This window comes from Halomonas gemina, assembly GCF_023554995.1.
Lineage (GTDB): Bacteria > Pseudomonadota > Gammaproteobacteria > Pseudomonadales > Halomonadaceae > Halomonas > Halomonas gemina.
This window is the reverse complement of record NZ_JAMJPK010000005.1, coordinates 229,500-255,812: the sequence shown is the minus strand read 5'-3', so window position 1 is coordinate 255,812 and position 26,313 is coordinate 229,500. Positions and strand designations below refer to the sequence as shown.

Annotated in this window: 26 protein-coding genes; 3 read left to right on the top strand and 23 right to left on the bottom strand. The window is 69.8% G+C overall.

All coding sequences use genetic code 11. From position 1 onward, the window contains the following. Positions 1–63 precede the first annotated feature (63 nt). From mltG to M8009_RS12660, 9 genes are all read right to left on the bottom strand, one after another. Positions 64–1,068 carry an endolytic transglycosylase MltG gene (mltG, locus tag M8009_RS12700; RefSeq protein WP_250061672.1) on the bottom strand — a complete coding sequence of 335 codons (1,005 nt, stop codon included), beginning with the start codon at positions 1,066–1,068 and terminating at the stop codon, positions 64–66. A 15-nt stretch (positions 1,069–1,083) separates the two neighbouring features. After that, complete coding sequence (pabC, locus tag M8009_RS12695) at positions 1,084–1,905, bottom strand: aminodeoxychorismate lyase (protein WP_250061670.1); 822 nt, start codon at positions 1,903–1,905, stop codon at positions 1,084–1,086. A 17-nt stretch (positions 1,906–1,922) separates the two neighbouring features. Beyond that, positions 1,923–3,161, bottom strand: coding sequence for a beta-ketoacyl-ACP synthase II (fabF, locus tag M8009_RS12690; protein ID WP_250061662.1), 1,239 nt, complete (start codon positions 3,159–3,161; stop codon positions 1,923–1,925). 199 nt (positions 3,162–3,360) lie between these two features. Continuing rightward, positions 3,361–3,594, bottom strand: coding sequence for an acyl carrier protein (gene acpP, locus M8009_RS12685; protein ID WP_008956801.1), 234 nt, complete (start codon positions 3,592–3,594; stop codon positions 3,361–3,363). A 132-nt stretch (positions 3,595–3,726) separates the two neighbouring features. Further along, entirely contained in the window at positions 3,727–4,470 is a 744-nt protein-coding gene (gene fabG, locus M8009_RS12680; protein WP_250061661.1) for a 3-oxoacyl-ACP reductase FabG, read from the bottom strand. A 30-nt stretch (positions 4,471–4,500) separates the two neighbouring features. After that, positions 4,501–5,472 carry an ACP S-malonyltransferase gene (gene fabD / locus M8009_RS12675; RefSeq protein ID WP_250061659.1) on the bottom strand — a complete coding sequence of 324 codons (972 nt, stop codon included), beginning with the start codon at positions 5,470–5,472 and terminating at the stop codon, positions 4,501–4,503. Between the two features lie 5 nt (positions 5,473–5,477). After that, a complete protein-coding gene (gene plsX / locus M8009_RS12670; protein WP_347709844.1) occupies positions 5,478–6,599 on the bottom strand; it encodes a phosphate acyltransferase PlsX in 1,122 nt (373 codons plus the stop codon). Positions 6,600–6,637: 38 nt separating this feature from the next. Beyond that, positions 6,638–6,808 (bottom strand): 50S ribosomal protein L32, encoded by a 171-nt coding sequence (gene rpmF / locus M8009_RS12665; protein ID WP_250061653.1) that lies wholly within the window; start codon positions 6,806–6,808, stop codon positions 6,638–6,640. A gap of 32 nt (positions 6,809–6,840) precedes the next feature. Then, on the bottom strand, positions 6,841–7,368 hold the full coding sequence (locus M8009_RS12660; protein ID WP_250061651.1) for a YceD family protein: 528 nt from the start codon (positions 7,366–7,368) through the stop codon (positions 6,841–6,843). Between the two features lie 129 nt (positions 7,369–7,497). Between M8009_RS12660 and M8009_RS12655 the strand changes: the two genes are divergently transcribed. Continuing rightward, entirely contained in the window at positions 7,498–8,091 is a 594-nt protein-coding gene (locus M8009_RS12655; protein WP_250061649.1) for a Maf family protein, read from the top strand. A 227-nt stretch (positions 8,092–8,318) separates the two neighbouring features. Here M8009_RS12655 and sppA read toward each other — a convergent pair whose 3' ends face one another. From sppA to M8009_RS12640, 3 genes are read right to left on the bottom strand one after another with little or no spacing between them, the layout of a single operon-like run. Continuing rightward, complete coding sequence (gene sppA / locus M8009_RS12650; RefSeq protein WP_250061647.1) at positions 8,319–9,404, bottom strand: signal peptide peptidase SppA; 1,086 nt, start codon at positions 9,402–9,404, stop codon at positions 8,319–8,321. 22 nt (positions 9,405–9,426) lie between these two features. Beyond that, positions 9,427–10,077, bottom strand: coding sequence for an HAD-IA family hydrolase (locus M8009_RS12645; RefSeq protein WP_250061645.1), 651 nt, complete (start codon positions 10,075–10,077; stop codon positions 9,427–9,429). Positions 10,078–10,089: 12 nt separating this feature from the next. Next, the gene (locus M8009_RS12640; protein WP_250061644.1) at positions 10,090–11,037 is read right to left on the bottom strand and encodes an RluA family pseudouridine synthase; all 948 of its coding nucleotides are present in this window, start codon (positions 11,035–11,037) and stop codon (positions 10,090–10,092) included. A 564-nt stretch (positions 11,038–11,601) separates the two neighbouring features. Between M8009_RS12640 and rne the strand changes: the two genes are divergently transcribed. Continuing rightward, positions 11,602–14,652 carry a ribonuclease E gene (gene rne / locus M8009_RS12635; RefSeq protein WP_250061642.1) on the top strand — a complete coding sequence of 1,017 codons (3,051 nt, stop codon included), beginning with the start codon at positions 11,602–11,604 and terminating at the stop codon, positions 14,650–14,652. A 58-nt stretch (positions 14,653–14,710) separates the two neighbouring features. Here rne and murB read toward each other — a convergent pair whose 3' ends face one another. The 9 genes from murB to M8009_RS12590 are packed head-to-tail and all read right to left on the bottom strand — an operon-like array spanning position 14,711 to position 23,481. Further along, entirely contained in the window at positions 14,711–15,751 is a 1,041-nt protein-coding gene (murB, locus tag M8009_RS12630; protein ID WP_250061640.1) for a UDP-N-acetylmuramate dehydrogenase, read from the bottom strand. Beyond that, a complete protein-coding gene (locus M8009_RS12625; RefSeq protein WP_250061638.1) occupies positions 15,748–16,224 on the bottom strand; it encodes a low molecular weight protein-tyrosine-phosphatase in 477 nt (158 codons plus the stop codon). The genes murB and M8009_RS12625 overlap by 4 nt, the downstream gene beginning before the upstream one ends. Continuing rightward, positions 16,224–16,994 (bottom strand): 3-deoxy-manno-octulosonate cytidylyltransferase, encoded by a 771-nt coding sequence (kdsB, locus tag M8009_RS12620; protein ID WP_250061636.1) that lies wholly within the window; start codon positions 16,992–16,994, stop codon positions 16,224–16,226. Before kdsB ends, M8009_RS12625 begins: the two co-directional genes overlap by 1 nt. Positions 16,995–17,003: 9 nt before the next feature. Further along, entirely contained in the window at positions 17,004–17,213 is a 210-nt protein-coding gene (locus tag M8009_RS12615; protein ID WP_250061634.1) for a Trm112 family protein, read from the bottom strand. Between the two features lie 20 nt (positions 17,214–17,233). Next, entirely contained in the window at positions 17,234–18,271 is a 1,038-nt protein-coding gene (lpxK, locus tag M8009_RS12610; protein WP_250061632.1) for a tetraacyldisaccharide 4'-kinase, read from the bottom strand. A gap of 3 nt (positions 18,272–18,274) precedes the next feature. Next, complete coding sequence (gene msbA / locus M8009_RS12605) at positions 18,275–20,011, bottom strand: lipid A export permease/ATP-binding protein MsbA (RefSeq protein WP_250061935.1); 1,737 nt, start codon at positions 20,009–20,011, stop codon at positions 18,275–18,277. After that, entirely contained in the window at positions 20,011–20,433 is a 423-nt protein-coding gene (locus M8009_RS12600) for an ExbD/TolR family protein (protein WP_250061630.1), read from the bottom strand. The genes msbA and M8009_RS12600 overlap by 1 nt, the downstream gene beginning before the upstream one ends. Continuing rightward, positions 20,430–21,143: a MotA/TolQ/ExbB proton channel family protein gene (locus M8009_RS12595; protein ID WP_250061628.1), complete on the bottom strand. Its 714-nt coding sequence runs from the start codon at positions 21,141–21,143 to the stop codon at positions 20,430–20,432. The genes M8009_RS12600 and M8009_RS12595 overlap by 4 nt, the downstream gene beginning before the upstream one ends. A 40-nt stretch (positions 21,144–21,183) precedes the next feature. Beyond that, positions 21,184–23,481 (bottom strand): DNA internalization-related competence protein ComEC/Rec2, encoded by a 2,298-nt coding sequence (locus M8009_RS12590; protein ID WP_250061626.1) that lies wholly within the window; start codon positions 23,479–23,481, stop codon positions 21,184–21,186. Positions 23,482–23,613: 132 nt separating this feature from the next. Between M8009_RS12590 and M8009_RS12585 the strand changes: the two genes are divergently transcribed. Next, positions 23,614–24,156, top strand: a complete 543-nt coding sequence (locus M8009_RS12585) for a DUF2062 domain-containing protein (RefSeq protein ID WP_250061624.1) — start codon at positions 23,614–23,616, stop codon at positions 24,154–24,156. A 38-nt stretch (positions 24,157–24,194) separates the two neighbouring features. Here M8009_RS12585 and M8009_RS12580 read toward each other — a convergent pair whose 3' ends face one another. Both M8009_RS12580 and M8009_RS12575 read right to left on the bottom strand, forming a co-directional pair. Then, entirely contained in the window at positions 24,195–24,929 is a 735-nt protein-coding gene (locus tag M8009_RS12580; RefSeq protein ID WP_250061622.1) for an ABC transporter ATP-binding protein, read from the bottom strand. Continuing rightward, complete coding sequence (locus M8009_RS12575; protein WP_250061620.1) at positions 24,922–26,163, bottom strand: lipoprotein-releasing ABC transporter permease subunit; 1,242 nt, start codon at positions 26,161–26,163, stop codon at positions 24,922–24,924. Before M8009_RS12575 ends, M8009_RS12580 begins: the two co-directional genes overlap by 8 nt. Positions 26,164–26,313: the final 150 nt, after the last annotated feature.

Here is a 26,313-nt window from a genome sequence, read left to right as displayed (position 1 = left end):
GGCGACAGTCTCCGGCGTCCCTCGCTGGCCGATCGGGGTCATTATTGCACATGCTTACTCCAATCAGCGATTGCGGATATACCGGTTCACGGCGTTGTTGTGCTCGCGCAGGGTCCGCGAGAAGTGGTGGGTGCCGTCGCCCTTGGCGACGAAGTAGAGCGTCTCGCCCTCCTCGGGCTGCACCGCCGCTTCCAGCGCGGCCCGCCCAGGCAGGGCGATCGGCGTGGGCGGCATGCCCTCGATCACGTAGGTGTTGTAGGGCGTGGCCTCGCGCAGGTCGGCGCGGGTGATGTTGCCTTCATAACGCTCCCCCATGCCGTAGATCACGGTGGGATCGGTCTGCAGCCGCATGCCCCGCTCCAGGCGCCGCTTGAACACGCCGGCGATCTCGGGGCGCTCCTCGGGAGCGCCGGTCTCGCGCTCGATCAGCGAGGCCATGATCAGTGCCTCGTAGGGACTCTCCAGGGGCAGGCCATCGTCACGCTCGGCCCAGACCTCGTCGAGGGTGGCCTCCATGCGTTCCAGGGCCTGGCGCAGGATCTCCAGATCACTGAGCCCCTTGTGGTAGTGGTAGGTATCCGGGAAGAACCAGCCCTCCGGGTGACGCCCCTCGCGGTCGAGCCGGGCCATGACCTCCTCGTCGGAGAGGCCCTTGGTATCATGCGCCAGCTTCGGCGCGGCATCGAGCAACTCGCGCATCTGGCGGAAGGTCCAGCCCTCGGGAACGGTCAGCGGGTAGCGGACCACCTCGTTGCTGCCCAGCAGGGCGAGCAGCTCGCGCCCGCTCATGCCCGGCGCCAGGCGGTACTCCCCGGGGCGCAGGCGTGGCAAGGCCTCGGGTTCCAGGCGGGTAAGCAGCCGGAAGGCCCACGCATCGATGACAATTCCTCGCTCGGCCAGTTCGCTGATCACCCGGTGGTAGCCGGCGCCGTCGGGCACTTCATAGAGGGCCGGCTCCTCGAGGGCGATGGGCGCCTCCAGTCGCGACTGCCAATAGCGATGCCCGGCGAACGCCGCCAGGGCCGCCAGGATGGCCAGAACCAGCAGAATCTTCAGCACACGCCCCATGTGGGTCGTCCTCGTTCAGTCGTCAAGCCGTGTCGGATAGCCCAGCGGCTCATGGGCCACTGCCTGAAGGCGGCGATGCACCGCGCCGATGGTCCAGCGCTGCAGGGCCTCGCCCCCGGCCCCGTCCAGCCGGGCCACCGGCCAGAGACCCTGTACCGAGTTGCCGAGCCAGACCGCCTCGGCAACGGCCAGCACCCCGGGGGCGGCATCGACCTCGGCGATGGGCAGGCGCTCGAGCAGCACCGCCCGCAGCGTGCCGGCCACGCCACAGCGATCCAGGCGCGGGGTCTCCAGCCGCCCCCCTCGCTGCCAGAAGAGGTTCATGCAGGTGGCCTCCACCAGCCGCTCCTCGCCGTCGCAGAGCAGCCCCTCGGCGATGTCGGCCTCCGACCACTCGCCTCGGGCCAGCACGTTCTCCAGGCGATTGAGGTGCTTGAGCCCGGCGAGCGCCGGCTGGAGGCCCAGCCGCAGGCGACAGTGGCGGACGCGCACCCCCACTTTCCAGCGGGCAGCATCGGGGACGAGGGGCGACAGCTGCCAGCGCAGACGGGGAGCGGGCGCCGCGGGAGGCGCATAGCCGCGGCCTCCGCTGCCCCGGGTCACGATCAGCTTGAGGACCATAACCCCTTCACCGGCCTGGGCGAGCGGGCGCTCAAGTTCGTGCTCGGCGGGCATGGGTATGCCCAGCACCCGACAGCCACGCGCCAGGCGCGCCAGGTGGTACTCCCACAGACGCGGGGCACCGTCACGCACCAGCACGGTCTCGAAGAGGCCATCGCCATAGGCGACGCCGCGATCGTCCAGCGGCCAGCCCTCCGACGGGGCTCCGGCGTCCACCCGGTGCGCCTCCGGCCTCACACCCTGGTGAAGACCAGGGTGCCGTTGGTGCCGCCGAAGCCGAAGGAGTTCGACAGGCTGACGTCGATCTTCATCTTGCGGGCGGTATGGGGCACGTAGTCGAGGTTGCAGCCTTCCTGGGGGTTGTCCAGGTTGATGGTCGGCGGCGCCACCTGGTCACGGATGGCCAGCACGCAGAACACCGCCTCGACGGCCCCGGCGGCACCCAGCAGGTGGCCGATCATCGACTTGGTGGAGCTGACGGCCACCGATTTCGCGGCCCCGCCCATCACCTCCTCGACGGCACGGCTCTCGGCCAGGTCGCCGTGGGCGGTCGAGGTGCCGTGGGCATTGATGTAGTCGACGGCCGAGGGGTCGATGCCGGCGTCGCGGATGGCATTGCGCATGGAGCGGGCAGCGCCATGGCCATCTTCCGGCGGCGCGGTCATGTGGTAGGCATCATCGCTCATGCCGAAGCCGGTGAGCTCGGCATAGATGGTGGCCCCGCGGGCCTTGGCCTGCTCGTACTCCTCGAGCACGACCACGCCGGCGCCATCGGAGAGCACGAAGCCGTCGCGGTCCCGGTCCCAGGGCCGGCTCGCCGCGGCCGGGTCGTCATTGCGGGTGGAGAGCGCCCGGGCCGCCGAGAAGCCTCCCAGGCCCAGCGGCGTGGTCGCCATCTCGGCGCCCCCACAGACCATGACGTCGGCATCGCCGTAGGCGATGGTGCGGGCGCTGTAGCCGATATTGTGGGTCCCGGTGGTGCAGGCCGTGGTGATGGCGATGTTGGGCCCCCGGAACCCGTGCTGGATCGCCAGGTTGCCGGAGATCATGTTGATGATCGACCCCGGGACGAAGAAGGGCGAGATCCGCCGCGCCCCGCCCTTGAGCAGGGCATTGTGGTTGTGCTCGATCATCGGCAGGCCACCGATCCCCGAGCCGATGGCCACGCCGATGCGGTCGGCATTGCCGTCGTGGCACTCGATCCCGGCATCCTGGATCGCCTGGCCGCCGGCAGCCATCCCGTACTGGATGAAGAGGTCCATCTTGCGGGCCTCCTTGGGGTTCAGGTACGGGCTGATGTCGAAGTCCTTCACCGACCCGCCGAAGCGCGTGTTGAAGGCGCTGGTATCGAAGTGTTTGATGGGCGCGATACCGCTCTTGCCGGCCAGGATGCTGGCCCAGCTCTCTTCCACGGCATTCCCCACCGGCGTGACCAGACCAAGTCCGGTCACCACAACCCTTCTACGAGCCATCAGCTTTCCTCCAGACAACCTTGGTGACACGACCCCGCGAGAGGGCCGTCATTGCGCGCATTATACCCGAGTCTCCCCGACCTGTGCGGGCTCGGCAAGTTCCTGTCGCGCATAGCACGAGAGCCGTCCTGACATGGCAGGACGGCTCTCCACGGGGCCCTGGCCCCGGACGCCTCAGCAAGCGGTATCGACCGCCACCTTACTGGTGGGCGTTGACGTAGTCGATGGCTTCCTGAACGGTGGTGATCTTCTCGGCTTCCTCGTCGGGAATCTCGGTATCGAACTCCTCTTCGAGCGCCATCACCAGCTCGACGGTATCCAGGGAATCGGCGCCGAGGTCCTCGGTGAAGGAAGAGGAGTTCTGGATGTCTTCTTCCTTGACGTTCAGACGCTCGGCCACAACCTTCTTAACGCGCTCTTCGATGGTGCTCATTATGACGTACTCCAGTCGTTCACATTGGCCGTTCGGAAAACCAGCCGTTAAAGATCCAGATCCGCTAGCCGGAAGCTGCGGGGTAGTTTATAGACGCCCCTGGGCCGGCGCAACCGCCGCCCCCTGGAGGCTTCAACGCATGTTCATGCCGCCGTTGACATGCAGGGTCTCGCCGGTGATGTAGCCCGCCGTGTCGCCGGTCAGGAAGCCCACCGCCGCGGCGATCTCCTCGGGCTCACCGAGCCGCGCCAGCGGAATCTGGCCGAGCAGCGCCTTGTGCTGCTCCTCCGGCAGGGATTGGGTCATGTCGGTGGCGATAAAGCCGGGGGCCACCGCATTGACGGTGATGGCGCGCGAGGCCACCTCACGGGCCAGGGCACGGGTGAAGCCCTCCATGCCCGCCTTGGCGGCGGCATAGTTGGTCTGGCCGAGGTTGCCCATGGTGGCCACCACTGAACTGATCGAAACGATACGCCCGAAACGCGCCCGGGTCATGCCGCGCAGGCAGGCCTTGCTGACGCGGTAGACCGACTTGAGGTTGGTGTCGATCACCGAGTCCCACTCGTCTTCCTTCATGCGCATCAGCAGGTTGTCACGGGTGATGCCGGCATTATTGACCAAGATGGTGGGGGCACCGAACTCCTCGGTGACCGCCTTGACCAGCGCCTCGACGCTGGCCGGGTCGGTGACGTCCAGCGGGCGGCCGGCGCCCTCGATCCCCGCTGCCGCGAGGTCGGCACCGATCCGCTCGGCACCGGCATCGGAGGTGGCGGTACCGATCACGATACGCCCCTGGCGGCCTAGTTCGTGGGCGATGGCACGGCCGATGCCGCGACTGGCCCCGGTGATCAGGGCGACTCTACGCTCGGTTGTCATGGTCTCTATCCGTCTTCGTCCGGGAGTGGATCAGCCATTGGCCGACGGTGACTGGCCGACGGCCTCCCTGGCCAGCTCGAGGGCCGCGGAGAGGCTGTCCGGGTCGTTGACCGCCAGCCCCTTGCTGCCTCGGGCGATTCGCTTGTTGAGCCCGGTGAGCACCTTGCCCGGGCCGCACTCGATGAACACCTCGGCACCGCGGGCGGTCATCGCCTCGATGCAGGAGGTCCAGCGCACCGGCTGATAGAGCTGCTCGATCAGCCGGGTGCGCAGGGTCGCCACGTCGGCATGGGCCTGGGCGTCGACATTCTGGAACACCGTGTAGCGCGGCGAGCGCAGCTCGACATCATCCATGGCCGCCGCCAGGCGCTCGGCGGCAGGACGCATCAGCTCGCAGTGCGACGGCACCGAGACCGGCAGCGGCATCGCGCGCTTGGCGCCGGCTTCCTGGCAGGCTGTGATGGCCCGCTCGACGGCGGCCTTGCTGCCGGCGATCACCACCTGGCCCGGGGCATTGTAGTTGACGGCAGCGACCACGTCGCCGTCGGCGGCACGGGCACAGGCCTGTTCCACGGTGGCGTCATCGAGGCCGAGAATCGCCGCCATGGCGCCCTCCCCGGCGGGGACGGCCGCCTGCATCGCCTCGCCGCGCAGCTTAACCAGCCGCACGCCCTGGGCGAAGGGCAGCGCTCCGGCGCAGACCAGAGCGCTGTACTCGCCCAGGCTGTGGCCGGCCATGGCCCCGGGGCGCGGCCCCTCGAGCTCCTGCCAGACGCGCCACACCGCCACGCTGGCGGTGAGCAGGGCCGGCTGGGTGCAGGCGGTGGCATTGAGCGCCTCGGCCGGTCCCTCCTGCACCACCTGCCAGAGGTCATAGCCCAGGGCATCGGCCGCTTCCTCGAAGGTCGTGCGCACCACGCTGTAGCGCTCTGCCAGCTCGCGCAGCATGCCGATCTGCTGGGAGCCCTGCCCGGGAAAGATGAGGGCAAGGGGTTGCGTCATGTCGATCACCTTTGCGCTTGTTGACTGTCGTCGATGCCGGGCGCGCCCGGCATGATCGGCCCGTCGGGCCTGGATCCGCTGTCGGTTCGACCGCGGACGGCCGAGTCGACAGGGGACCGGCGGTGGTCCAGCTCCGCAGCCAGCCGGGTCGGCAGGTCACGCCTCACTTCGTTCACCGCCCGCTGCACCGCATAGCGAAAGCCCGTGGCATCTGCGCTGCCATGGCTCTTGATCACGATCCCGGCCAGCCCCAGCAGGCTGGCGCCATTGTAGCGCACGGGATCGAGCTCGCCCTTGAGGCGGCGAAGCGCCGGACGGGCGAGCAGCCCTACCACCCGGCTGCTCCAGTGGGCCTCGAACGTCGCCTGGACCCGCTCGACCAGCAGCCGCGCCAGGCCCTCGCTGGCCTTGAGCACGGCATTGCCGACGAAGCCGTCGCAGACTACCACGTCGGCGGCGCCACTGAAGATCCCGTCGCCTTCCACATAGCCCAGGTAGGCGATGTCGGGATGGCGGTGCAGCCAGGCATCGGCGTCGCGCACGCTGCGCGGGCCCTTGGTGCCCTCGACGCCGACATTGAGCAGCGCCACCCGCGGCGCGACGAGGCCGTCCACATGGCGAGCCATCACCTCGCCCATCAGGGCGAAGTCGACCAGCCGCTCGGCACTGGCCTCCACGTTGGCGCCCAGGTCGAGCAGGTAGCAGCGACCCAGATCACGGGTGGGAATGGCAGTGCTGATGGCCGGTCGGGGAATCCCCGCCACCGTACCCAGGGCACGCCGGGCCAGCGCCATCAGGGCACCGGTGTTGCCGGCACTGACCCCGGCCACGGCGTCGCCGGCGGCGACGCAGTCGAGCATCCGGGCCATGCTGGTGTCGCCCCCGTGACGCAGCGCCTCGCTGGGTCGCTGGGACTGCTGCACGACCGCTGGAGCGTCGCCGACCCGTAGACGCGACGCCGCCGCGGCAAGCTGCCGCGGCAGGCGGGCTATCTCGTCTTCCAGCAGGCCGGCGGGGCCGAACAGGTGGAGCTCGAGATCGGGGTCGGCGCCGGCAGCCGCGGCGGACCCCATGATGGCCGGGCGGGGACCTAGGTCCCCGCCCATCGCATCGATGGCGATCCGCACGTCAACGGCCAGCCATTACCATCCAGGATGCCGTCGCGTCAGGCGTCGACGACCTTGCGTCCACGGTAGAAGCCGTCCGGGGACACGTGGTGGCGCAGGTGGGTGGTGCCGGTCTCCTTGTCCTGGGAGAGGGCCGGCGCGGTGAGGGCGTCGTGGCTGCGACGCATGCCGCGCTTGGAACGGGTCTTGCGGTTCTTTTGAACTGCCATGGGTTGTCACTCCAGAGTGAAACGAGGATATATCAGGGTTTGCCCTTGATCTGCCGCAGCACATCGAAAGGGCTAGCCGGGGCGCTAGCCGACGCGTCGGTCGCCTCCCCGCTGTTCAGCTGGTCGCGCGAGACCGGACACTCGGCCTCGTCGTGGTAAACCACCTGGGGCAGGCTGAGGATGAGCTCATCCTCGACCACCGCCAGCAGGTTCAGCTGTTCGTTTTCCACCAGCACCGGCTCGTGGGTGCTCGGCAGCTCGGCGGCCAGGGCGTCACTGGTGACCATGCCCAGCCGGAAATCGCTCTCCACCTGCTGCGCCATGGGCTCGAGGCAGCGCCGGCACGGCAGCTGCAACTCGGCCTGCAGATGGCCACGGATCTCCCGTCGCCCCTGGGGGTCGATGGCAAAATCCAGCCATACCTGGGCATCGCCGGACTGGGCGCCGACTTCCTCGGCGAGCCGCGCCATCTCGGCGAGCGCCACCAGGCCTTCCAGGTGTTCGGCACGGGCCACGAGCTTGTAGGGCTCGACCCTACCGGGGAGTCTTGTAGTCAACATAGGCGCGCAATGATAGGCACTCCCCCTGCCCCTGTCAAAGCCGCCAGCGTCCCAGGTTACCATGGTGGCGAGGCGCCATGACCGGCGCTGCCGACTTACCGCTCCACCGACACGACCCGGAGAATGCCCATGCCCCGCCTGATCCTTGCCTCGGGCTCCCCCTGGCGCCGCCAGCTGCTCGATCGCCTGGGGATCCCCTATGCCTGGGAGAGCCCCGACATCGACGAGACACCGCGCCCGGGCGAGGACCCCGAGGCCCTGGTCCATCGCCTGGCGCTGACCAAGGCCGAGCGGCTGGCCGAACGCTTTCCCGCACACCTGATCGTCGGCTCCGACCAGGTGGCGCTGTTCGACGGCGAGGTCCTCGGCAAGCCAGGTGACGAGGCCACCGCCCGCGCCAACCTGGCCCGCTTCTCGGGCCGGCGCGTGCGCTTCCTTACCGGCCTGGCGCTGCTCGACAGCGGGCACGGCCGCCACCGGGTCTGCCACGAGACCTATGATGTGGTGTTCCGCCGGCTCAGCGAGGGCGAGATTGCCCGCTACGTGGAGAGGGAAAGGCCCCTGGACAGCGCCGGCAGCTTCCGCATGGAGGGACTGGGCATCGCGCTGTTCGAGAAGCTCGAGGGGGACGACCCCAACACCCTGGTCGGCCTGCCGCTGATCCGGCTCTGCGAGATGCTACGCGAAGCCGGCCTGGACCCTCTCGGACCAAACACTCAATAAGCCGGCGCTGCTACAGACAGCAGCGCCGGGGACAGGTCGTAGAGGGGGTCGTATGCCAGGGGTGAGGAGCACTGCTCCGAACGGGCTGGCCATGGATGGCTAGCACCGGACCTGCAAGCGGAGCAGGATGCGAGAGCGAAGCAGGGCATCGGTAGCGCCCAGGGAGGGGTTCACTGCGCCCCCTCGCAGACCTGTCGCCGGGCAAGCCGCGAGCCATGAAGGAGGCGCTAGTGGACCTGATAGCGTAACGGCGACTCCCCTCGCGGTAGGCCAAGCCACTCCATGGCGACGCGGCCGAACTGGCGAGAGATCCGCTCGAAGGGGTCCAGGCGTGGCGTGTAGTCGCGCAATCGCGCCTCGCCGAGCCGCGCGCGAGCCACGCCGTCGAGGCTGTCGAGCCTGTCCACCAGCCCCAGCTCGAGGGCCTGCTCGCCGCTCCAGATCAGCCCGCTGAACAGTCGCTCGTCGTCGGCCAGCCGGTCGCCGCGTCCCTCGCGCACGTCGTCGATGAACTGGCGGTGGGTGGTGGAGAGCACCTCCTGCCAGAATTCGCGCTGCGCCGGGGCGATGTCCGAGAAGGGGTCGAGGAACGCCTTGTTGTCGCCGGCCGTGAAGACGCGACGCTCGACGCCCAGGCGCCCGATGGCCTCCTCGAAGCCGAACCCGGCGTGGATGACCCCGATCGAACCCACCAGGCTGGCCGGTGCGGCGATGATCTCGTCGGCCGCCGCGGCCACGTAGTAGGCGCCACTGGCCCCGATGTCCTCGATCACCGCCAGCACCGGTTTGTCGCCGGACTCGCGCAGCCGCATCACCGCCTCGAAGATGCGCTGGGACTGCACGGGGCTGCCGCCGGGGCTGTCGATATGCAGCACCACCGCCGCGGCCTCGTCCGCCCGCCAGGCTCGCTCCAGGCCCTCGATGATCCGCTCGGCGCTGGCCGGCGAGTCGCTGTCGATCACCCCCTTGACCTCGATGACACCGAGGTGCGGCCGGGCAGGCGCCCCGCTCCCCGTGGTACCCAGGATCGCGTAGAGCGAGATCGAGAGTGAGGCCAGGATCAGCAGCAAAAAAAAGAAGCGGAAGAACAGCTTCCAGCGCCGGGAGCGTCGCTGCTCCACCAGCACCCCGCCGATCCAGCGATCCATCATCTCCAGCTGGGCCAGGCGCTGGCGTTCGCGCAGCGTCTCGGCATCCTCGGCGGACGGCGGCGCCCCATCAGCCCGCTGCGCCTCGCGCTCACGGCGGGCCTGCTCCGGGGTCAGCTCCGGTCCGCTGGTCCAGCGATCGTCACGCTTGTCGTCGTCACTCATGGTCGTCCTGTCCCTTGGTCAGCTAGCCGTGCAGCCAGTCGAAGAGCTCGGGTACCGACTGGGCGGTGAACACCGGCCGGCTGGCGGAGAGGCGCGCCGGGGCATGCACCCCCCAGGTCACCGCCACTCGGTCCATGCCCAGCGCTCGGGCCATCTCGAGGTCGTATTCGGTATCGCCGATCATCACCGCCTCGCCGACCTCGATATCGAGTTCGGCGAGGAGCTCCTCGAGCATCCGGGGATGCGGCTTGGAGAGGGTCTCGTCGGCGGTACGGCTGGCATGGAACCAGCCGCCGCTGCCGCTCTCGCGAAAGATGCGATCCAGCCCCCGGCGGCTCTTGCCGGTGGCCACGGCCAGCCGCTGGCCCGCCCTGCCCCGCAGCCGGTCAAGGCCGGCCTCGACGCCGGAATAGAAGCGCATGGGGCCGGTATCGCCCTCGACGAAATGGAAGGCATAGCGCGCCCGGAGCAGTTCGGCGCGCTCGGCGTCGATGCCGGGGCAGAGGGTGGCAATGGCCTCGGGCAGCCCCAGGCCGATGATGTTGCGGACCGCCTCCGCCTCCAGCTCGCCCCAGCCGGCTTCCCGGGAGGCCACCTGCATGCTGGAGACGATCCGGGCGATGGAGTCCATCAGGGTGCCATCCCAGTCGAAGATGGCCAGTCGATAGCGCATGAAGCCTCCGTGTCAGCGGGAACGACGGGCGCGGTCAAGCACCGCCTCGAGGTCACCGGGCAGCGGCGCCCTGATCTTCACTGGCCGACCACTGCTGGGCTCGGGAAAGGTCAGGGCCGCGGCATGCAGGAAGAGGCGCGACAGCCCCAGCGAGGCGGAGAGTCGCTGGCTCTCGCGGCTGCCGTACTTGTCGTCGCCTAGCAGCGGATGGCCGGCATGGGCCGCATGCACGCGGATCTGGTGGGTCCGCCCGGTGACCGGTTCGGCCTCGACCAGGGTGGCCTTCTCGAAGGCCTCGCGCACCGCGAAGCGCGTCCGGGCCACCTTGCCGGCCGTATCGACCCGCACCCGCCGCTCGCCGTTGGCAAGCTCATAGCGGTCGAGCCGGACGCTGACGAAGTCGCGTCGCGCCGGCCAGCGCCCGGCCACCAGCGCCAGGTACTGCTTGTCCATCTGGCGCTCCTTGAGCGAGGCGTTGAGCGCCAGCAGCGCCGGGCGCGACTTGGCCAGCAGCAGGCAGCCGGAAGTATCACGGTCCAGGCGGTGGACCAGCTCCAGGAAATCGAGGTCCTCACGCACCTGGCGCAACGCCTCTATCAGGCCGATCTTCACCCCGCTGCCGCCATGCACGGCGAGCCCCGAGGGCTTGTTGATCACCAGCCAGTCGCGCCCCTCCAACAGCACGCTGCCGGCGAGCAGGTTGCGCAGGTTGTCGCTGACCTCGCGGACCGCCTCCCGGGGCGTGAGGCGCAGCGGGGGGATGCGCACCATGTCGCCCAGTGCCAGGCGGGTATCGGCCTTGACCCGCTTCTTGTTCACCCGCACCTCGCCCTTGCGCACGATGCGGTAGATGAGCGCCCTGGGCGCCCCCTTCATGCGCGTCAACAGGAAGTTGTCGACCCGCTGGCCGACCTGGCCCTCGGTCACTTCCACCCACTGCACGTCGCGCCCTTCGGCCATGCCGCCACTCCACTGGATACCTGCTCGAAAGGCGCATTCTACCGCAGTGCAGGCCATCCTGCGCCAATTGCTGGCCACCCCCTTTGCTGTTATATTGCCAGCTCGCTTCACTGGGTCGTCACGACCCGCCAGAGCGCCTGCACGACAGACACGCAGGCCGGAGCGAAAAGTTCAGGCCGCGATGATCCTCGCCAATCCGAGGTCCCGCCGCCGACAAGCAAGCGTTAGAACGCCACGCCCGGCTTCGGTCGCGCTCCCTGCAGCACGGCCGAAGACCACGGGATACGTACAACAACGTGCCGGAGGCCGGCGTTGGCGAATCGATGAATGCCAGGTGTTGGCGGTGACCGCAGGGCCGGATGGGCGACGTCCCACCGAGACATGTCCTGCCTCCGCCCCGTACTCAACATGATCATGCCGTGTCGGATCCATCGTGCAAGGATGACCCGGGGCGGCCGGGCGCACTACCGCATCCGCGACATGCGCTGAGCACAAGCACGCAGCAACCAGCGGTTCGCCTCCGTCGTTGACCGCCGTCCGGCGCGTCCCTACTTGCGAGACGACATGAAACGGATGCTCATCAATGCGACCCAGCCCGAAGAGCTGCGTGTCGCGCTGGTCGATGGACAACGCCTCTACGACCTGGACATCGAGTCCGGTGCCCGTGAACAGAAGAAAGCCAACATCTACCGCGGCAAGATCACCCGGGTGGAACCCTCCCTCGAAGCTGCCTTCGTCGACTTCGGTGCCGACCGTCACGGCTTCCTGCCGCTCAAGGAGGTCTCCCGCGACTACTTCCTGAAGGAGCCCTCGGGCCGCCCCAGCATCAAGGAGGTGCTCAAGGAGGGCCAGGAAGTCATCGTGCAGGTGGACAAGGAAGAGCGCGGCAACAAGGGCGCCGCCCTGACCACCTTCATCAGCCTCGCCGGTCGCTTCCTGGTGCTGATGCCCAACAACCCCCGGGCCGGCGGGATCTCGCGGCGCATCGAGGGCGAGGAGCGCAGCCAGCTCAAGGAGGCCATGAGCCAGCTCACCGTGCCCGACAAGATGGGCCTGATCGTGCGCACGGCGGGCATCGGCCGCTCCCCCGAGGAGCTGCAGTGGGACTTGGACTACCTGGTGCAGGTATGGGAGTCGATCACCGAGGAGGCCGGCAAGCGCCCGGCGCCCTTCCTGATCTACCGCGAATCCAACGTCATCATCCGCGCCATGCGCGACTACCTGCGCCAGGACATTGGCGAGGTGCTGATCGACAGCGAGCAGGTCCATCAGGAGGCCCTGTCCTTCATCCGTCAGGTGATGCCCTCATACCAGCAGAAGATCAAGCTCTACGTCGACGAGGTCCCGCTCTTCTCGCGCTTCCAGATCGAGTCGCAGATCGAGACCGCCTACGAGCGCGAGGTCAAGCTTCCCTCCGGCGGCTCCATCGTCATCGACCACACCGAGGCACTGGTCTCCATCGACATCAACTCGGCGCGCGCCACCCGCGGCAGCGACATCGAGGAGACCGCCCTGCAGACCAACCTGGAGGCGGCCGACGAGATCGCCCGCCAGCTGCGCCTGCGCGACATCGGCGGCCTGGTGGTGATCGACTTCATCGACATGAGCCCGGCGCGCAACCAGCGCGAGGTCGAGAACCGCATGCGCGACGCGCTCAAGCTCGACCGTGCCCGGGTGCAGATCGGCCGCATCTCCCGCTTCGGCCTGATGGAGATGTCCCGACAGCGCCTGCGCCCCTCGCTGGGCGAGACCAGCGGCGTGGTCTGCCCGCGCTGCGATGGCCAGGGCACCATCCGCGATGTGCGTTCCATCTCGCTCTCCATCATGCGCCTCATCGAGGAAGAGGCCATGAAGGAGCGTAGCGCCCAGATCCGCGCCATCCTGCCGGTGCCGGTGGCCACCTACCTGCTCAACGAGAAGCGCGCCGTGCTGGCCGAGATCGAGCGCCGCCAGGGCGTGCGCGTGGTGATGCTGCCCAACCCGGACATGGACACGCCCCACTACGATGTCCAGCGCCTGCGCGACGACCACGTCGACGAGGAAGGGACCACGACGCTGTCCAGCTTCGAACTCTCCACCGACACCGAAGTGGGCAAGGAGCCGGAAGCCGCCTTCGGCAAGCCGGTCCAGCGCGCCGAGGCCGCCGTGAAGACGGTGATCCACCACGAACCGGCGCCCGCCTCCCTGCAGCAGGAAGAGGCCCCGACCCCGACTCCGCCCCCGGCGCCACCCAAGGCCGCGGCCAAGGCACCGGTCGCCCCACCCGTCGCCGAACCCCAGGCCGGCTTGCTGGGTCGCCTGGTCAAGGGCCTGGCCAAGCTGCTCGGCAGCGACGAGGCACCCGCCGGCACCGAGCAGAAGCCCTCCGCCCGCCAGGGCGAGTCGCGTAGCGAGCAGGGCACACGCAAGCCCGCTCAGCGCGACGACGAGCGCGGTGGCCGCAACGGCCGCCAGCGTCGCCCGCGCAGCGACGAACGGCGCAGCTCGCCTCGCCAGGAAGGCGAGCGTGGTGAGGGCAAGACGGAAGGCAGCGACAACCGTGACAATCGCGGCAGCCGCGGCGGTCGTGGTCGCGGCGGTCGCCCTGACGAAGGCCGCCAGGCCCGCCAGCAGGAGGCGCCCAAGTCGCGTGATGAAAAGTCACGTGATGACAAGTCTTGCGACGACAAGGCCCGTGATCAGAAGCCCCGAGACGAGAAGCCCCGGGATGACGCACGCCGCCAGAGAGGCGGCGACAAGCCGACCGAGTCGCCGAGCGACAAGCGTGCCGAAAAGCCGGCAGCCGCCGACACCCCGGTAGATGACGGCAAGCCCAAGCGCACACGCAACAACCCGCGTCAGCGGACGCGCAAGCATGCCATCAACCCCAAGGCCGAGGCCGAGCAGCAGCGCCTGCTAGCCGAGGCCGGCCCCGAAACCGCTGCCGCCAAGGCAAACACCGACGCCAAGCCCGCCGAGGTGCAGGCCGAGTCAGAAGCAGCCAAGCAGCCAAGCGGTCAGGCCGCCAAGGCCGAACCCAAGGCGGAGGCGCCGAAGGCGGAGGAGAAAGCTGCCGAGAAGCCTGCCGAGGCGAAGGCCGAGCCCAAGGCGGAGGCGCCGAAGGCCGAGCAGAAAGCGGCCGAGAAGCCTGCCGAGGCGAAGGCCGAGCCCAAGGCGGAGGCGCCGAAGCCCGAGCAGAAGCCGGCCGAGAAGCCTGCCGAAGCGAAGGCCGAGCCCAAGGCGGAGGCGCCGAAGGCGGAGCAGAAAGCGGCCGAGAAGCCTGCCGAAGCGAAGGCCGAGCCCAAGGCAGAGGCGCCGAAGCCCGAGCAGAAGCCGGCCGAGAAGCCTGCCGAGGCGAAGGCCGAGCCCAAGGCGGAGGCGCCGAAGGCGGAGCAGAAAGCTGCCGAGAAGCCTACCGAAGCCAAGGCCGAGCCCAAGGCGGAGGCACCGAAGGCAGAGCAGAAAGCGGCCGAGAAGCCCGCAGAGGCGAAAGCCGACACCAAGCCGGAAGCGAAGGCCGAGGAGAAGACGGAGAGCCGCGCCAGCCGCCGTCGGCGGCGCCGCGCTCACAACGACCCGCGGGAGATCCGCCGTCGCGAGCAGGAGGCTAAGGCCCAGGAGGGCAAGCAGGGCTGACGCCCCCGCTTCTCGCCTGCACCACTGACAGCGCCCGCAGCCACGGCTGCGGGCGCTGTCATGTCAGGGCCGGGAAGATGCGGGCCGGCGCGGCCAGGCGGGGCTCGCGCGCCAGGGTCACGCCAAAGCGCTCGCGTACGCTGTCGGCCACCCGCCCGGCGAAGTCCAGCAGCTCCAGCGCACTGCCACCGCCGAAGTGCACCAGCACCAGCGCCTGGCGCTCATGCACGCCGAAATGCCCCTGTCGCCAGCCCTTGAGGCCACACTGGTCGATCAGCCAGCCGGCCGCCAGCTTCACCCGACCATCGGGCTGGGGGAAGTGCGGCATCGTCGGATGGGCATCCACCAGCTTCCCGGCCAGGTCGGCCGCCACCAGGGGGTTCTTGAAGAAACTGCCGGCATTGCCCAGCACGGCCGGGTCGGGCAGCTTCTCGCGTCGGATCGCACAGACCGCCTCGGCCACCTCCAGCGCACTCGGCGAGGCGCCCACCCGGCCGGCCAGGTCACCGTAGCCGAGCCGGGGCCGCGGGATGCGCGACAGGCGCAGCACCAGCCGGGTGATGACCACGCGCCCCTCCAGGGCACCCTTGAAGATACTGTCGCGATAGCCGAAGGCACACGCCTGTGGCGCGAGTATCGCCTCACGGCCATCGTCGAGATGAACCAGGTGCACCGCCTCGATGACATCGCTCAGTTCCACGCCGTAGGCACCGATGTTCTGGATCGGCGCGGCCCCGCAGTGCCCGGGAATCAGTGCCAGGTTCTCGGTGCCCCAGAGCCCCCTGGCGGCCAGTGCCATGACCAGCTCATGCCACACCACCGCGGCCTCGGCATGTACATGGACGCAACCGCCCTCACCCTCTTCCAGCCACCAGTCACGCAAGGCAGGACGGACCACCAGGCCCGGGAGCCATGACGGCAGGATCAGGTTGCTGCCGCCTCCCAGCAGGGTCAGCGGCCAGCCCTCGCGCTGGACCAGGTCCAGCGCCTCGCGCAGCTCGTCGCGGCCGGCCGGCGCTACGAAGCGTTCCGCCCGGCACGGCAGGCCCAGGGTATTGTCCCGGGAGAGGTCGTGGTGGGCGCAAAGCGCCAGGCTCAAGGCCCCGGCTCCAGGTGTGCCTCGATCTCCTCGAGCAGGCCCCGGGAGGCCGCCTCGATCAGGTCCAGCACCTCGTCGAAGCCCCGGTCACCGCCGAAGTAGGGATCGGGCACGGCGCGCTCAGGATGACCGGCATACGCCAGCAACAGCCGAGCCGGCACCCGGCTATGCGGCGGGCGCCGCGCCTCGATGGCCGAGAGGTTGTCATGGTCCATGGCCAGCAGCACGTCGAAGCGCTCGAAGTCGTCAACGACGAGCTGCCGGGCGCGCAGCCCGGAGAGGTCGACGCCGCGGCGGGAGGCGGCCTCCTGGGCGCGGGGATCCGGCGCCTTGCCCACGTGCCAGGGGCCGATGCCGCAGGAATCCACCTCCACCCGGTGAGCCAGCCCGCGTTCATCGAGCAGGCGACGGAACACGCCCTCGGCGGTGGGCGAGCGGCAGATATTGCCGAGGCAGACGAAGAGCACACGCATCAGTGACCTCCCGAGCGCTGCAGCAGTTCACGGACCCGTGCCAGGTCCGCCTCGGTATCCACGCCCGCCGGGTGCGGCACCCGGGCCAGCGCCACCTGGATGGCATGGCCATGGTGGAGGGCACGCAGCTGCTCGAGCTGTTCCAGGCGCTCCAGCGGCGAAGGGGGCCAGTCGCGGTAGTCGGCGAGAAACCCTGCCCGATAGGCATAGAGGCCGATGTGCCGCAGCCAGGCATCGGTCTCCAGCAGTGCGGGGCGACGGGCGAAGGCGTCCCTGTCCCAGGGGATGGGGGCCCGCGAGAAATAGAGGGCGCGACCGGAGAGCGCACGCACCACCTTGACCGCATTGGGGTTGAAGAGCGTCTCGACGTCGCTGATCGGTTCGGCCAGGGTGGCGATGGAGGCGTCGGGATCGTCGAAGAGCCGCGCCGCCACCTGGTCGATCAGCAGCGGCGGGATCAGCGGCTCGTCGCCCTGGACATTGACCAGCACGGCGTCCTCGGCCAGCCCCAGGCGCTCGGCCACTTCGGCCAGGCGGTCGGTCCCCGAGGGGTGGTCGTCGGCGGTGAGCAGCACCTCGGCGCCGCACGGGGCCAGTGCCTCGGCGACGCGCCGGTCATCGGTGGCCACCACCACCCGGGCGGCACTGCTCTCCCGTGCCCGCCGCCAGACATGGGCTACCATGGGTTCGCCGGCGATCTCGGCCAGCGGCTTGCCAGGCAGCCGCGAGGAGGCAAAGCGCGCCGGGATGACGGCGATGAACTCCTGCATGGGACCTCCTCAGGACTCGCCGGTGCGACCGGGAGAGTCGTGCAGCTTCTCGTCGACGTCCATCGGCCGGGCTTCCTCGGGCAGCATCACCGGGATGCCGTCGCGAATCGGGTAGGCGAGGCCATCGTAATGGCACGCCAGCTCACCGGCCTCGCGGTTGTACTTCAACTTGCCCTTGCACAGCGGGCAGATCAGCATGGCCAGCAGTTCCTTGTCCATGGCTCCCCCTCGGATGGGTTTCAGGTGGCGGCACGGGATGTTCGCCGCGCCGCCTGGGTTGAGAGTAACACCAGCCGCGTCTGCAGCCAGTCGATGAAGGCGGCGTCGGGCCGGGCTTCCACCTCGAGGACCCAGCTATCGAAGGGCGCCAGCCCACGACATTTCACCGCGTCCTTGGCCGTCATCACCACCGGCCGACGGTCGGCGAAGGCCAGGTCGGCCGCCGTGAAGCGATGGTGGTCGGCGAAGGCGTGGGGGATCGGCTCCACGCCCAGCGCCTCCAGGGTGGCGAAGAAGCGTGCCGGGTGACCGATCCCGGCCACGGCATGCGCCGGCCCGGCGAAGGGTGGCGGCGAGGGCGGCACCCGCCTGCCGTCGCCGAGGCGACGCCAGGCCGAGGGCACCAGCGTCATGCCATGGGCCCCGGCCGGCGCCGCGAAGGCCGGCTGGCCGTTGACCACCACGGCATCCACCCCGTCGAGCCGCTCCAATGGCTCGCGCAGCGGCCCCGCCGGCAGGCAGCGGCCGTTGCCGAAGCCTCGGCGGCCATCCACGACCACCAGTTCCAGGTCACGTCCCAGCGCCAGGTGCTGCAGGCCATCATCGCCGATCAGGATATCGCATCCCGCCGCCAGCAGTCGCCTCGCGCCCCGGGGGCGATCGGGGTCGACCACCACCGGCACCCCCGCCTGGTCCGCCAGCATGCGAGGCTCGTCACCGCAGGCCGTGACCGGCGTGTCGGCATCCAGCAGCAGCGGATAGCGGTCGCTGCGACCGCCATAGCCCCGCGACAGGATACCGGGCGACCAGCCCCGCTCGACGAGAAAGCGGGCCAGCCAGGCCACCAGCGGCGACTTGCCGGTGCCGCCCAGAGTGATGTTGCCGACCACGATCACCGGCACCGGCGCCTGCCAGACGACCCGCCTGCCCGCCGCAAAGGCCGCGACGCGACGCCGCACGGCCAGCCGATAGAGGGCCTCCAGCGGCCGCAGAGCCACCAGCCAGGCATCGCCGCGGTAGGCCGCCGCCAGCCAGCGCTCGCCGATACTGCCCGCCATGGATCAGGCCGGCTCCTGGAACTGCAGCCGATGCAGGGCCGCATAGGCCCCGTCCCGCGCCAGCAGCTCGGCATGGCTGCCCTGCTCGACGACCTCGCCCTGTTCGAGCACCAGGATGCGGTCGGCGCGCTCGATGGTCGAGAGGCGGTGGGCGATGACGAAGGTGGTGCGCCCCCGGCAGACCTCCTCCAGGGCCGCCTGGATATGCCGCTCAGACTCGGTATCCAGGGCCGAGGTCGCCTCATCGAGCACCAGCAGCGGCGCATCCTTGAAGATCGCCCGGGCGATGGCCAGGCGCTGGCGCTGTCCGCCGGAGAGCATCACGCCGTTCTCACCGACCACGGCGTCGTAGCCCCCCGGCATGCGCTCGATGAACTCGTGGGCATGGGCGGCGCGCGCCGCGGCCTCGATCTCCGCCCGATCGGGGTCGGCGATCCCGTAGGCGATGTTGTCGGCGATGCTGGCATTGAACAGGGTGACCTGCTGGGAGACCAGGGCAATCTGGCGGCGCAGCGGTTGCAGGCGGAACGCCTCCAGCGGCACCTCATCGACCAGGATGCGCCCCGCCGTCGGGTGATAGAAACGTGGCAGCAGGCCCACCAGGGTCGACTTGCCGCTGCCGGAGCGCCCGACGATGGCGACCATCTCGCCGGGTGCCACCTCCAGGTCGATGCCCTTGAGCACTTCGGGCTGGTCCTCGCCGTAGGCGAAGCGCACCCCATCGAGGCGAACCCGGCCGGCGAGGCGGCCGGGGTCACGGGTGCCCTCGTCGCTCTCCGGGGGCTCCTCGAGCAGCCCGAACAGCTCGCCGGCGGCGGCGATGCCCTTCTGGATCTCGCTGTTGATCTCGGTGAGCTGGCGGACCGGCTTGGCCATCAGCGCGGCGGCGGTGACGAAGGCCACGAACTCGCCGGGGGTCATGGCGTCCAGCAGGGTCGGCGACATGGCCAGCCACACCAGCACCGCCAGGGACAGCGCCACCAGCAGCTGGATCACCGGGGTGCTGGTGGCCTTGGTCAACGCCTCCTTCATGCTCTGCCGCCGGTTGACCTCGCTGGCCGCGGCGAAGCGCGCCTTCTCGTACTCCTCGGCGCCGTGGGTGCGCACCACCCGGTAGCCGGAGAGCGCCTCGGAGGCCACGTGGGTGACGTCGCCCATGGAGCGCTGGATGCGCCGCGAGATGCGCCGAAAGCGCTTGCTGGCATAGCTGACCACGCCGCCGATCAGCGGCGTCACGGCCAGGAACAGCAGGGTCAGCATCCAGTTGGTCCACAGCAGGTAGGCCACCAGGCCGATGACGAAGAAGCCCTCGCGCAGCAGGATGGTGACGGCCTTGGTGGCGGCGCCGGTGACCTGCTCGACGTGGTAGGTGACCCGCGAGATCAGGTGTCCCGTGGAGTGGCCATCGAAGAAGTGTCCCGGCAGGTGCAGCATGTGGTTGAAGACGTCACAGCGCAGCACATGCACCAGGTTGCGCGCCACGCTGCTCATGAAGTAGGTGCCGAGGAAGGTGCCGAGCCCGCGGGCCGCGAACATCCCCACCACGAACAGCGGCAGGAAGAGCCGGAAGGCGGCATCGGGGTTCTGGATACCGTCGATGAGTCGCTTCATCATCTCCGCCAGGGCGGTGCTCGAGGCGGCATAGATGACATAGCCGAGGATCGCCAGGGAGAAGGCCCGCCAGTAGGGCTTCACGTAGCCCAGCAGGCGCTTGTAGAGGGTCCAGCCGGAATGTTCGATCACGGTGTCTCCGCTTGAGGGGTTGAGGCCGACGCGGTGGCGATGCGCACGCGGCGGATCTCCAGGCCGGCGGCACGGTCCAGGACACGCACCACGTCGGCATGGGTGGCCCGCCCATCGGCCTCCACCACCAGGCCGAATTCGCGGGCCTGCTCGGCCTCGGCGGCCAGCGCCTCGCCCAGCGTGCCGGCGGTATGGACCTGCTCGCCCAGCCGGTAGTCGCCCGCGGCGGTCACCACCAGGGTCACCGGGGATGTCTCCATGTCCTGGCCACTCTCGCTCTCGGGGAGCTCTAGCTCCAGCGCCTGGCGGGTCTCGAAGGTGGTCGAGACCATGAAGAAGATCAGCAGCAGGAAGACCACGTCGATCAGCGGGGTCAGGTTAACCTCCACCGGGTCGCGTCGCCGCCGGGGAAACCTCACGGCTGCTTCACCCTGGGCGCGATACGCCCATCGGCCTCCAGCTGCTCGTCGCCGCGCCCCCCCGGCCGGGACTCGTCAGCGTGCCGCTCGGCAAGCACCAGTTCGCCCGGGTAGTGGGCGAGATACTCGACCACTTGTCCGGCCTGCTCCTCCATGCGCACCGTGATGTCCTCGACTCGGCGCTGGAAGTAGCGATGGAACATCAGCGACGGGATCGCCACGGTGAGGCCTGCCGCGGTGGTGACCAGGGCGCGGGAGATGCCGCCGGCCAGGTCGGCGGTACGGCTGGCCCCGTCGCCGGTGACGATCACCGCGAAGACCTCGATCATGCCCACCACGGTGCCCAGCAGGCCGATCAGGGGCGTGATGGCGGCGATGGTGCCCAGGGGGCTCAGGAAGCGCTCCATGTCATGGATCACCGCGGTGGCCGCCTCCTGGAGCCGCGCACGCACCTGCTCGTGACCGAGCCGGGCATTGCGCAGCCCGGCGGCGAGCACGCCGCCCAGCGGGGAGTGCCCTTCCAGCCAGTAGAGGTTGACCTGCCCCCGCGCCACCAGCCGACAGACCTCCTGCCCCAGCCCGTAGGGGGCGATGCGACGCGCCCTGAGGGTCCACAGGCGCTCGATGATGATCACCGTGGCCAGCAGCGAGCAACCCAGCAGCGGCACCATCAACCAGCCCCCGGCGATCAGGGCATCCATCATGTCCATGCGGTTTCCCCTTGCAGATGACCGGCCCCGAGACCGGGCGTCAGTGAGGCGATTCTAACGCAAGGCAGCCCCCTCCGACACCGCCCCGCCGCCAGGCGGTCGGTCGCTCGGCACGCAGGCTCGGGCGGGTTTTCTCGCCGAGCCACAGGGTCACGGCACCGTCCAGGGCGGTGTTCCACAGGCAGCTGCCGACGTCACGGAAGCGGCGCACGACGGGGGCTGCCGGATGGCCGAAGGGGTTGTCGCGCGCCGCACTGAAGACCACGTGGCGGGGCGACAGGCGCCGCACCAGCGGAATGCCGGAACTGGTGCTGCTGCCGTGGTGCCCCGCCACCAGCAGAGCGACCCGCGAAGGGAGTTCGGCGAGGAAACGCCGCTCGATATCGCGGCCCACATCACCGGTAATCAGCAGGTGGCGCTCGCCGACGCTCGCCAGCAGCACGCAGGAGCGGTCGTTGGACGAAAGCTCGCCGCTCTCGGCCGGTGGCCAGAGGATCCGGAAGGTCACGCCATCGCGCCGCCACTCGCGGCCAGCCACGCAGGGCTCCGTCGGCACGTCGAGGGCCTCGCCGGGCGGCACCAGGAAGCGCTTCACCCGGTGCTGCTCGCGCAGGGCCGGCAGGCCGCCGGCGTGATCCTGGTCGGCATGGCTGATGATGACGTCATCGAAGCGCTGTCCCGGGGGCCAGAGTGAGCCGAGCGGCATGAAGCCGGAACCGAAGCGCGGCCCGGTGTCATGGAGCGCGCGATAGCCGGCGGTACGCAGCTCGACCAGCTGGCCCTGACCCACGTCGTGGACCCGGACCCGCAGCAGCCCCTCGGCGGGCACCGGGGACGAGGAGGAGAGGCCAAGCGGCACCAGCAGCAGCGCCGCCGTACCGACCAGCCGCAGGCGCGCCGCCAGGCCCGGCAGCGCCCACAGCAGGGCCGCGAGCCCCAGGGCCAGCCCCAGCGGGCCGACCCGCGACGGCGACGGCAACCAGAGGGGCAGCCAGGTGGCGGCCAGGCCCAGCAGCGCTGACAGGGCGTCGGCCAGCAGGCCGAACAGGGTCCAGCACAGCGCCGAGAGCGGCGGCAGCCAGGCCGTCAGCCAGCCAAGCAGCCCCAGGGGCACCATCAGGCTGCTGACCAGGGGGACGGCAACCAGGTTAAGCAGCGGGGCGGCCGGCGCCAGGCGATCGAAGGCCAGCAGCACGGCGGCGGCCATCAGCGGCGCCAGCAGCAGCTGGGTACGAACCAGGGCCCGGAGCCAGCCGCTCACCCCCTGCGGGCGCGCCCTCCCCTGCCAGATGAGGATCAGCAGTGCCACGGCGGCGAACGACAGCCAGAGGCCGGGACGCCAGGCCGACAGGGGGTCGGCCAGCAGCACCAGCGCCAGGGCCAGCCACCAGGCCTGCCAGGGGCCGGGCGAATGGCGCCCGCTGGCCACCCAGAGCCCTACCAGGGTCATGATCATGGCGCGAAGCGCAGGGGGCTCCAGGCCGGCCAGGCCGGCATACCCTACCGCCGCCGCAGCCGACAGCCACCAGGGCCACACCGCCAGGCGCCATCCCCCGGGGGTGACCAGCCGGGCAAGCCCCCTTGCCAGCCACAGGGCGAAGGCGGCTACCAGCCCCACGTGCAGCCCCGAGATCACCATCAGGTGGGTGGTGCCGGTGGCGTTGAGCAGGTCCCAGTCGCGCGTCTCCAGCCGCTCGCTCGCCCCCAGGGTCAGGGCCGCCAGCCAGCGCCGGTGGCGTGGTGCCAGCGCCTGTTCGTCGAGGTGGGCCAGCGCCAGCCGGTGCAGCGAGAAGGGGGCGGAGGCCAGGCGGCGAGGAGGTGGCTCGCGGCGCACATAGCCGCTGGCCTGGATGCCCTCCCGCCACAGCCAGCCGCGATAGTCGAAGGTGCCGGGGTTGGCGAAGCCCGAGGGCGGACGCAGGCGAGCCGTCAGCTGCCAGCGTTCGCCGGGCACCATGGCCGGGGCGTCGAAGAAGGAGAGCCGGACCCGCTCGAGGTCGCGACAATCGGGCAATGTCTCTGCCAGGGGGCGGCACTCGGTGACCTCCAGCATCAGTCGCGCCAGCCGCTCGTCCCGGGTCACCGCGGTCAGCCGCCCCTCCAGCCGCAGGTCCTGACGGGTCAGCCCCGGGGCGAGCTCGCCGCCGCGCACCATCAGCAGCTGGACCGCCACCAGGGCCACCACCACCAGCCCCATCGCGAGGCGCGCTCGGCGACCGGCCAGGGCAACCAGCAGGCCGATGGCCAGGGCCTCGAGGGCCCCCGGCACGGCAAGATGGCCCCCCAGCACGCCGGCCAGCACGGCGAGTGCCAGGGGAATGGCCAGGCCCAGCTGCATGGCATCGTCCCTGAACGGCAAGCATGACGACCCGCCAGTCCCCCAGCGGCGTCACATTGAGGGGGCTTCATGGCGAGGCAAGCGACTTGTATGGATAATAGCCCGGGTTTGGAAGCCGCGAGCCCCTCGTCCATGCCGCGCCGACTGCTGCAGCGCTACCTGCCCCACCCCGATGCCCTCAGGCGCCGACGCTCCCTGCGCTTCGTCAGCCACCTGATCGGCAACCCCTCGCTATGGGTGCTGACGCGACGCAGCGTGGCCAATGCCTTCTCCGTGGGGCTTTTCAGCGCCCTGCTGCCGATTCCCTTCCAGATGCTGGTGGCCGCCTTCGGGGCCTGGCTGGTTCGCTGCAACCTGCCGCTCTCCATCGGCCTGGTGTGGATCACCAACCCCCTGACGATGCCGCTGATCTTCTACGGCAACTACCGGCTCGGGGCCTGGCTGCTGGACATACCGGTTCGCCAGGCCCCGGAGCGAGTCTCCACCCGCTGGATCGCCGAGCAGCTGCTGGAGATCCTGCCGACGCTGGCCCTGGGCTCGCTGGTCGCGGCGGTGGCGATTGCCGCCCTGGCCAACCTGGTGATCCGTCTGGTGTGGCGCTGGCAGGTCTCGCGGAGCTGGAAGGCACGGGCGCGCCGACGCCGGCGACAGCGGACCGCCGGCCGGGAGGAGTGAGGCCGCCAGGCCGAATCACCAGGTAGAGAAGTGCCAGCTCAGTCGGCCCCGGCCTGCTCGACCAGGCGTCCGCCGTCGAGTCGAAGGACGCGATCCTGATGGGCGGCGAGCGCCGGGTCGTGGGTGACGATCACGAAGGCGCAGGCCGCGCTGCTTGCCAGCTCGTCCATCAGCGCCAGGATGCTCGCCGCCGTGGTCTGGTCCAGGTTGCCGGTGGGCTCGTCCATCAGCACCAGGCTGGGGTCGGTGACCAGCGCCCGGGCGATGGCCACCCGCTGGCGCTCCCCCCCCGAGAGCTCGCCCGGCTTGTGGTCGGCGCGTTCGGCCATGCCGACCCGCGCCAGCAGCTGCCGGGCGCGCTCCTCGGCCACCCGCTTGCGCTGGCCGCGCACGATCAGCGGCAGGGCGGCATTCTCCAGGGCGGTGAACTCCGCCAGCAGATGGTGGAACTGGTAGACGAAGCCGATCCGACGGTTGCGAAAGCGCCCCAGGTCGGCGTCACCCAGTTCCAGCAGCGACTCGCCGGCGATGCGCACCTCGCCGCGACTCGGGCGATCCAGTCCGCCCAGCAGGTTGAGCAGGGTCGTCTTGCCGGAGCCGGAGCTGCCGACCACGGCCACCCGCTCGCCGGCCAGGACCTGCATCGTCAGGCCATCCAGCACGGTGAGGTCCCGCGGTCCCTCGCGATAGACCCGGGTTAGGTCACGGCATTCGAGCATCACCTGCCCCGCGGAGGGCGTGACGTCGCCTTGGGTCATGGCGGTCTCACTCATAGCGCAGCACCTCGGCAGGCTGCACCCGGGCGGCGCGCCAGGCCGGGTACAGGGTGGAGAGGAAGGTCAGCACGAAGGCCGCGGAGACGATATTGCCCACATCGCTCCAGATCAGGCGCGACGGCAGGTTGCTGATGAAGTAGACGCCGGCATCGAGGAAGTGGATACCCAGGGTGCTCTCCACCCAGCCAATCAGGTCCGACACGGTCCAGGCCAGCAGCACGCCCAGGGTCACGCCCACCAGGATGCCGATCACCCCGATCGCCAGCCCCTGGACGATGAAGATTCCCATGATCGAGCGTGGCGTGGCGCCGATGGTGCGCAGGATGGCGATGTCGGCCCGCTTGTCGGTCACCACCATCACCAGGGTGGAGACGATGTTGAAGGCCGCCACGGCGATGATCACCGTCAGCAGCAGCGCGATCATGCGCTTCTCCATCTGGATGGCCTGGAAGAGGTTGCCATGCGAGTAGGTCCAGTCGAGCCCGCGGAAGCCTGACCCCAGCTCATCGATGATCGCCCGGGTCTCGCTGCCCGCGGCGAAGAGGTCGTCCAGCTCGAGGCGCAGGCCGCCGACCGCGTCGCCCAGCCGTGCCAGAGTCTGCATGTCGTCGATGTGGGCATAGGCCAGGGAGGCATCCAGGTCAGCCCCGACGCTGAAGATGCCGCTCACGGTGAAGCGCTTGAGCCGCGGGAAGACCCCGGCCGGGGTGATCGAGGCCTCGGGCACCAGCAGCGTCACCCGGTCGCCCACGCCGACGCCCAGGCGACGCGCCAGGATCGAGCCGAGCACGATGTTCCACTCGCCGGGGGTGAGGTCGTCGAGGCTACCGTTGCTCATGTTCTCATCGATGATCGACACCCGGCCTTCCCACTCGGGCTCGATGCCGATGACCATGGCGCCCTCGTTGCGCCCACCCACCGAGAACATGCCCTGCTGCTCGACATAGGGGGCGGCGCCGATCACCCGCTCGCGCTCAATGAGGCGCTCGGCCAGCGGCTGCCAGTCGGTGAGCCCGCCCGGCGCCTCGATCTTGGTGTGCGGCACCATGCCCAGCACCCGGGTGCGCAGCTCGTGGTCGAAGCCATTCATCACCGAGAGCACCAGGATGAGCACCGCGACCCCCAGCATGAGCCCCAGCATGGAGGTCAGTGAGATGAAGGAGATGAAGTGGTTGCGACGCTTGGCGCGCACGTAGCGCAGCCCGATCAGGAAGGGAAGACGGTCGAACATGGGCACATTCCTTGTCGGCGGGCGCCCATGGTACGGTTTTTTGGCATCTGCTGCATCGCCGGCGCCGCGCGTTTGCGCGATCATTGCATCATTGCCGGCGACGACCTACATTGCGCCGGCACGACCCGAGACGACCTGCACGAGACCCGC

What these genes read in the sequence shown, in the direction of transcription:
- mltG (WP_250061672.1), bottom strand. Translation starts at nt 1,068, where the DNA reads ATGGGGCGTGTGCTGAAGATTCTGCTGGTTCTGGCCATCCTGGCGGCC.
- fabF (WP_250061662.1), bottom strand. Translation starts at nt 3,161, where the DNA reads ATGGCTCGTAGAAGGGTTGTGGTGACCGGACTTGGTCTGGTCACGCCG.
- acpP (WP_008956801.1), bottom strand. Translation starts at nt 3,594, where the DNA reads ATGAGCACCATCGAAGAGCGCGTTAAGAAGGTTGTGGCCGAGCGTCTG.
- fabG (WP_250061661.1), bottom strand. Translation starts at nt 4,470, where the DNA reads ATGACAACCGAGCGTAGAGTCGCCCTGATCACCGGGGCCAGTCGCGGC.
- fabD (WP_250061659.1), bottom strand. Translation starts at nt 5,472, where the DNA reads ATGACGCAACCCCTTGCCCTCATCTTTCCCGGGCAGGGCTCCCAGCAG.
- rpmF (WP_250061653.1), bottom strand. Translation starts at nt 6,808, where the DNA reads ATGGCAGTTCAAAAGAACCGCAAGACCCGTTCCAAGCGCGGCATGCGT.
- M8009_RS12660 (WP_250061651.1), bottom strand. Translation starts at nt 7,368, where the DNA reads ATGTTGACTACAAGACTCCCCGGTAGGGTCGAGCCCTACAAGCTCGTG.
- M8009_RS12655 (WP_250061649.1), top strand. Translation starts at nt 7,498, where the DNA reads ATGCCCCGCCTGATCCTTGCCTCGGGCTCCCCCTGGCGCCGCCAGCTG.
- sppA (WP_250061647.1), bottom strand. Translation starts at nt 9,404, where the DNA reads ATGAGTGACGACGACAAGCGTGACGATCGCTGGACCAGCGGACCGGAG.
- M8009_RS12645 (WP_250061645.1), bottom strand. Translation starts at nt 10,077, where the DNA reads ATGCGCTATCGACTGGCCATCTTCGACTGGGATGGCACCCTGATGGAC.
- M8009_RS12640 (WP_250061644.1), bottom strand. Translation starts at nt 11,037, where the DNA reads ATGGCCGAAGGGCGCGACGTGCAGTGGGTGGAAGTGACCGAGGGCCAG.
- rne (WP_250061642.1), top strand. Translation starts at nt 11,602, where the DNA reads ATGAAACGGATGCTCATCAATGCGACCCAGCCCGAAGAGCTGCGTGTC.
- M8009_RS12625 (WP_250061638.1), bottom strand. Translation starts at nt 16,224, where the DNA reads ATGCGTGTGCTCTTCGTCTGCCTCGGCAATATCTGCCGCTCGCCCACC.
- kdsB (WP_250061636.1), bottom strand. Translation starts at nt 16,994, where the DNA reads ATGCAGGAGTTCATCGCCGTCATCCCGGCGCGCTTTGCCTCCTCGCGG.
- M8009_RS12615 (WP_250061634.1), bottom strand. Translation starts at nt 17,213, where the DNA reads ATGGACAAGGAACTGCTGGCCATGCTGATCTGCCCGCTGTGCAAGGGC.
- lpxK (WP_250061632.1), bottom strand. Translation starts at nt 18,271, where the DNA reads ATGGCGGGCAGTATCGGCGAGCGCTGGCTGGCGGCGGCCTACCGCGGC.
- M8009_RS12595 (WP_250061628.1), bottom strand. Translation starts at nt 21,143, where the DNA reads ATGGACATGATGGATGCCCTGATCGCCGGGGGCTGGTTGATGGTGCCG.
- M8009_RS12590 (WP_250061626.1), bottom strand. Translation starts at nt 23,481, where the DNA reads ATGCAGCTGGGCCTGGCCATTCCCCTGGCACTCGCCGTGCTGGCCGGC.
- M8009_RS12585 (WP_250061624.1), top strand. Translation starts at nt 23,614, where the DNA reads ATGCCGCGCCGACTGCTGCAGCGCTACCTGCCCCACCCCGATGCCCTC.
- M8009_RS12580 (WP_250061622.1), bottom strand. Translation starts at nt 24,929, where the DNA reads ATGAGTGAGACCGCCATGACCCAAGGCGACGTCACGCCCTCCGCGGGG.
- M8009_RS12575 (WP_250061620.1), bottom strand. Translation starts at nt 26,163, where the DNA reads ATGTTCGACCGTCTTCCCTTCCTGATCGGGCTGCGCTACGTGCGCGCC.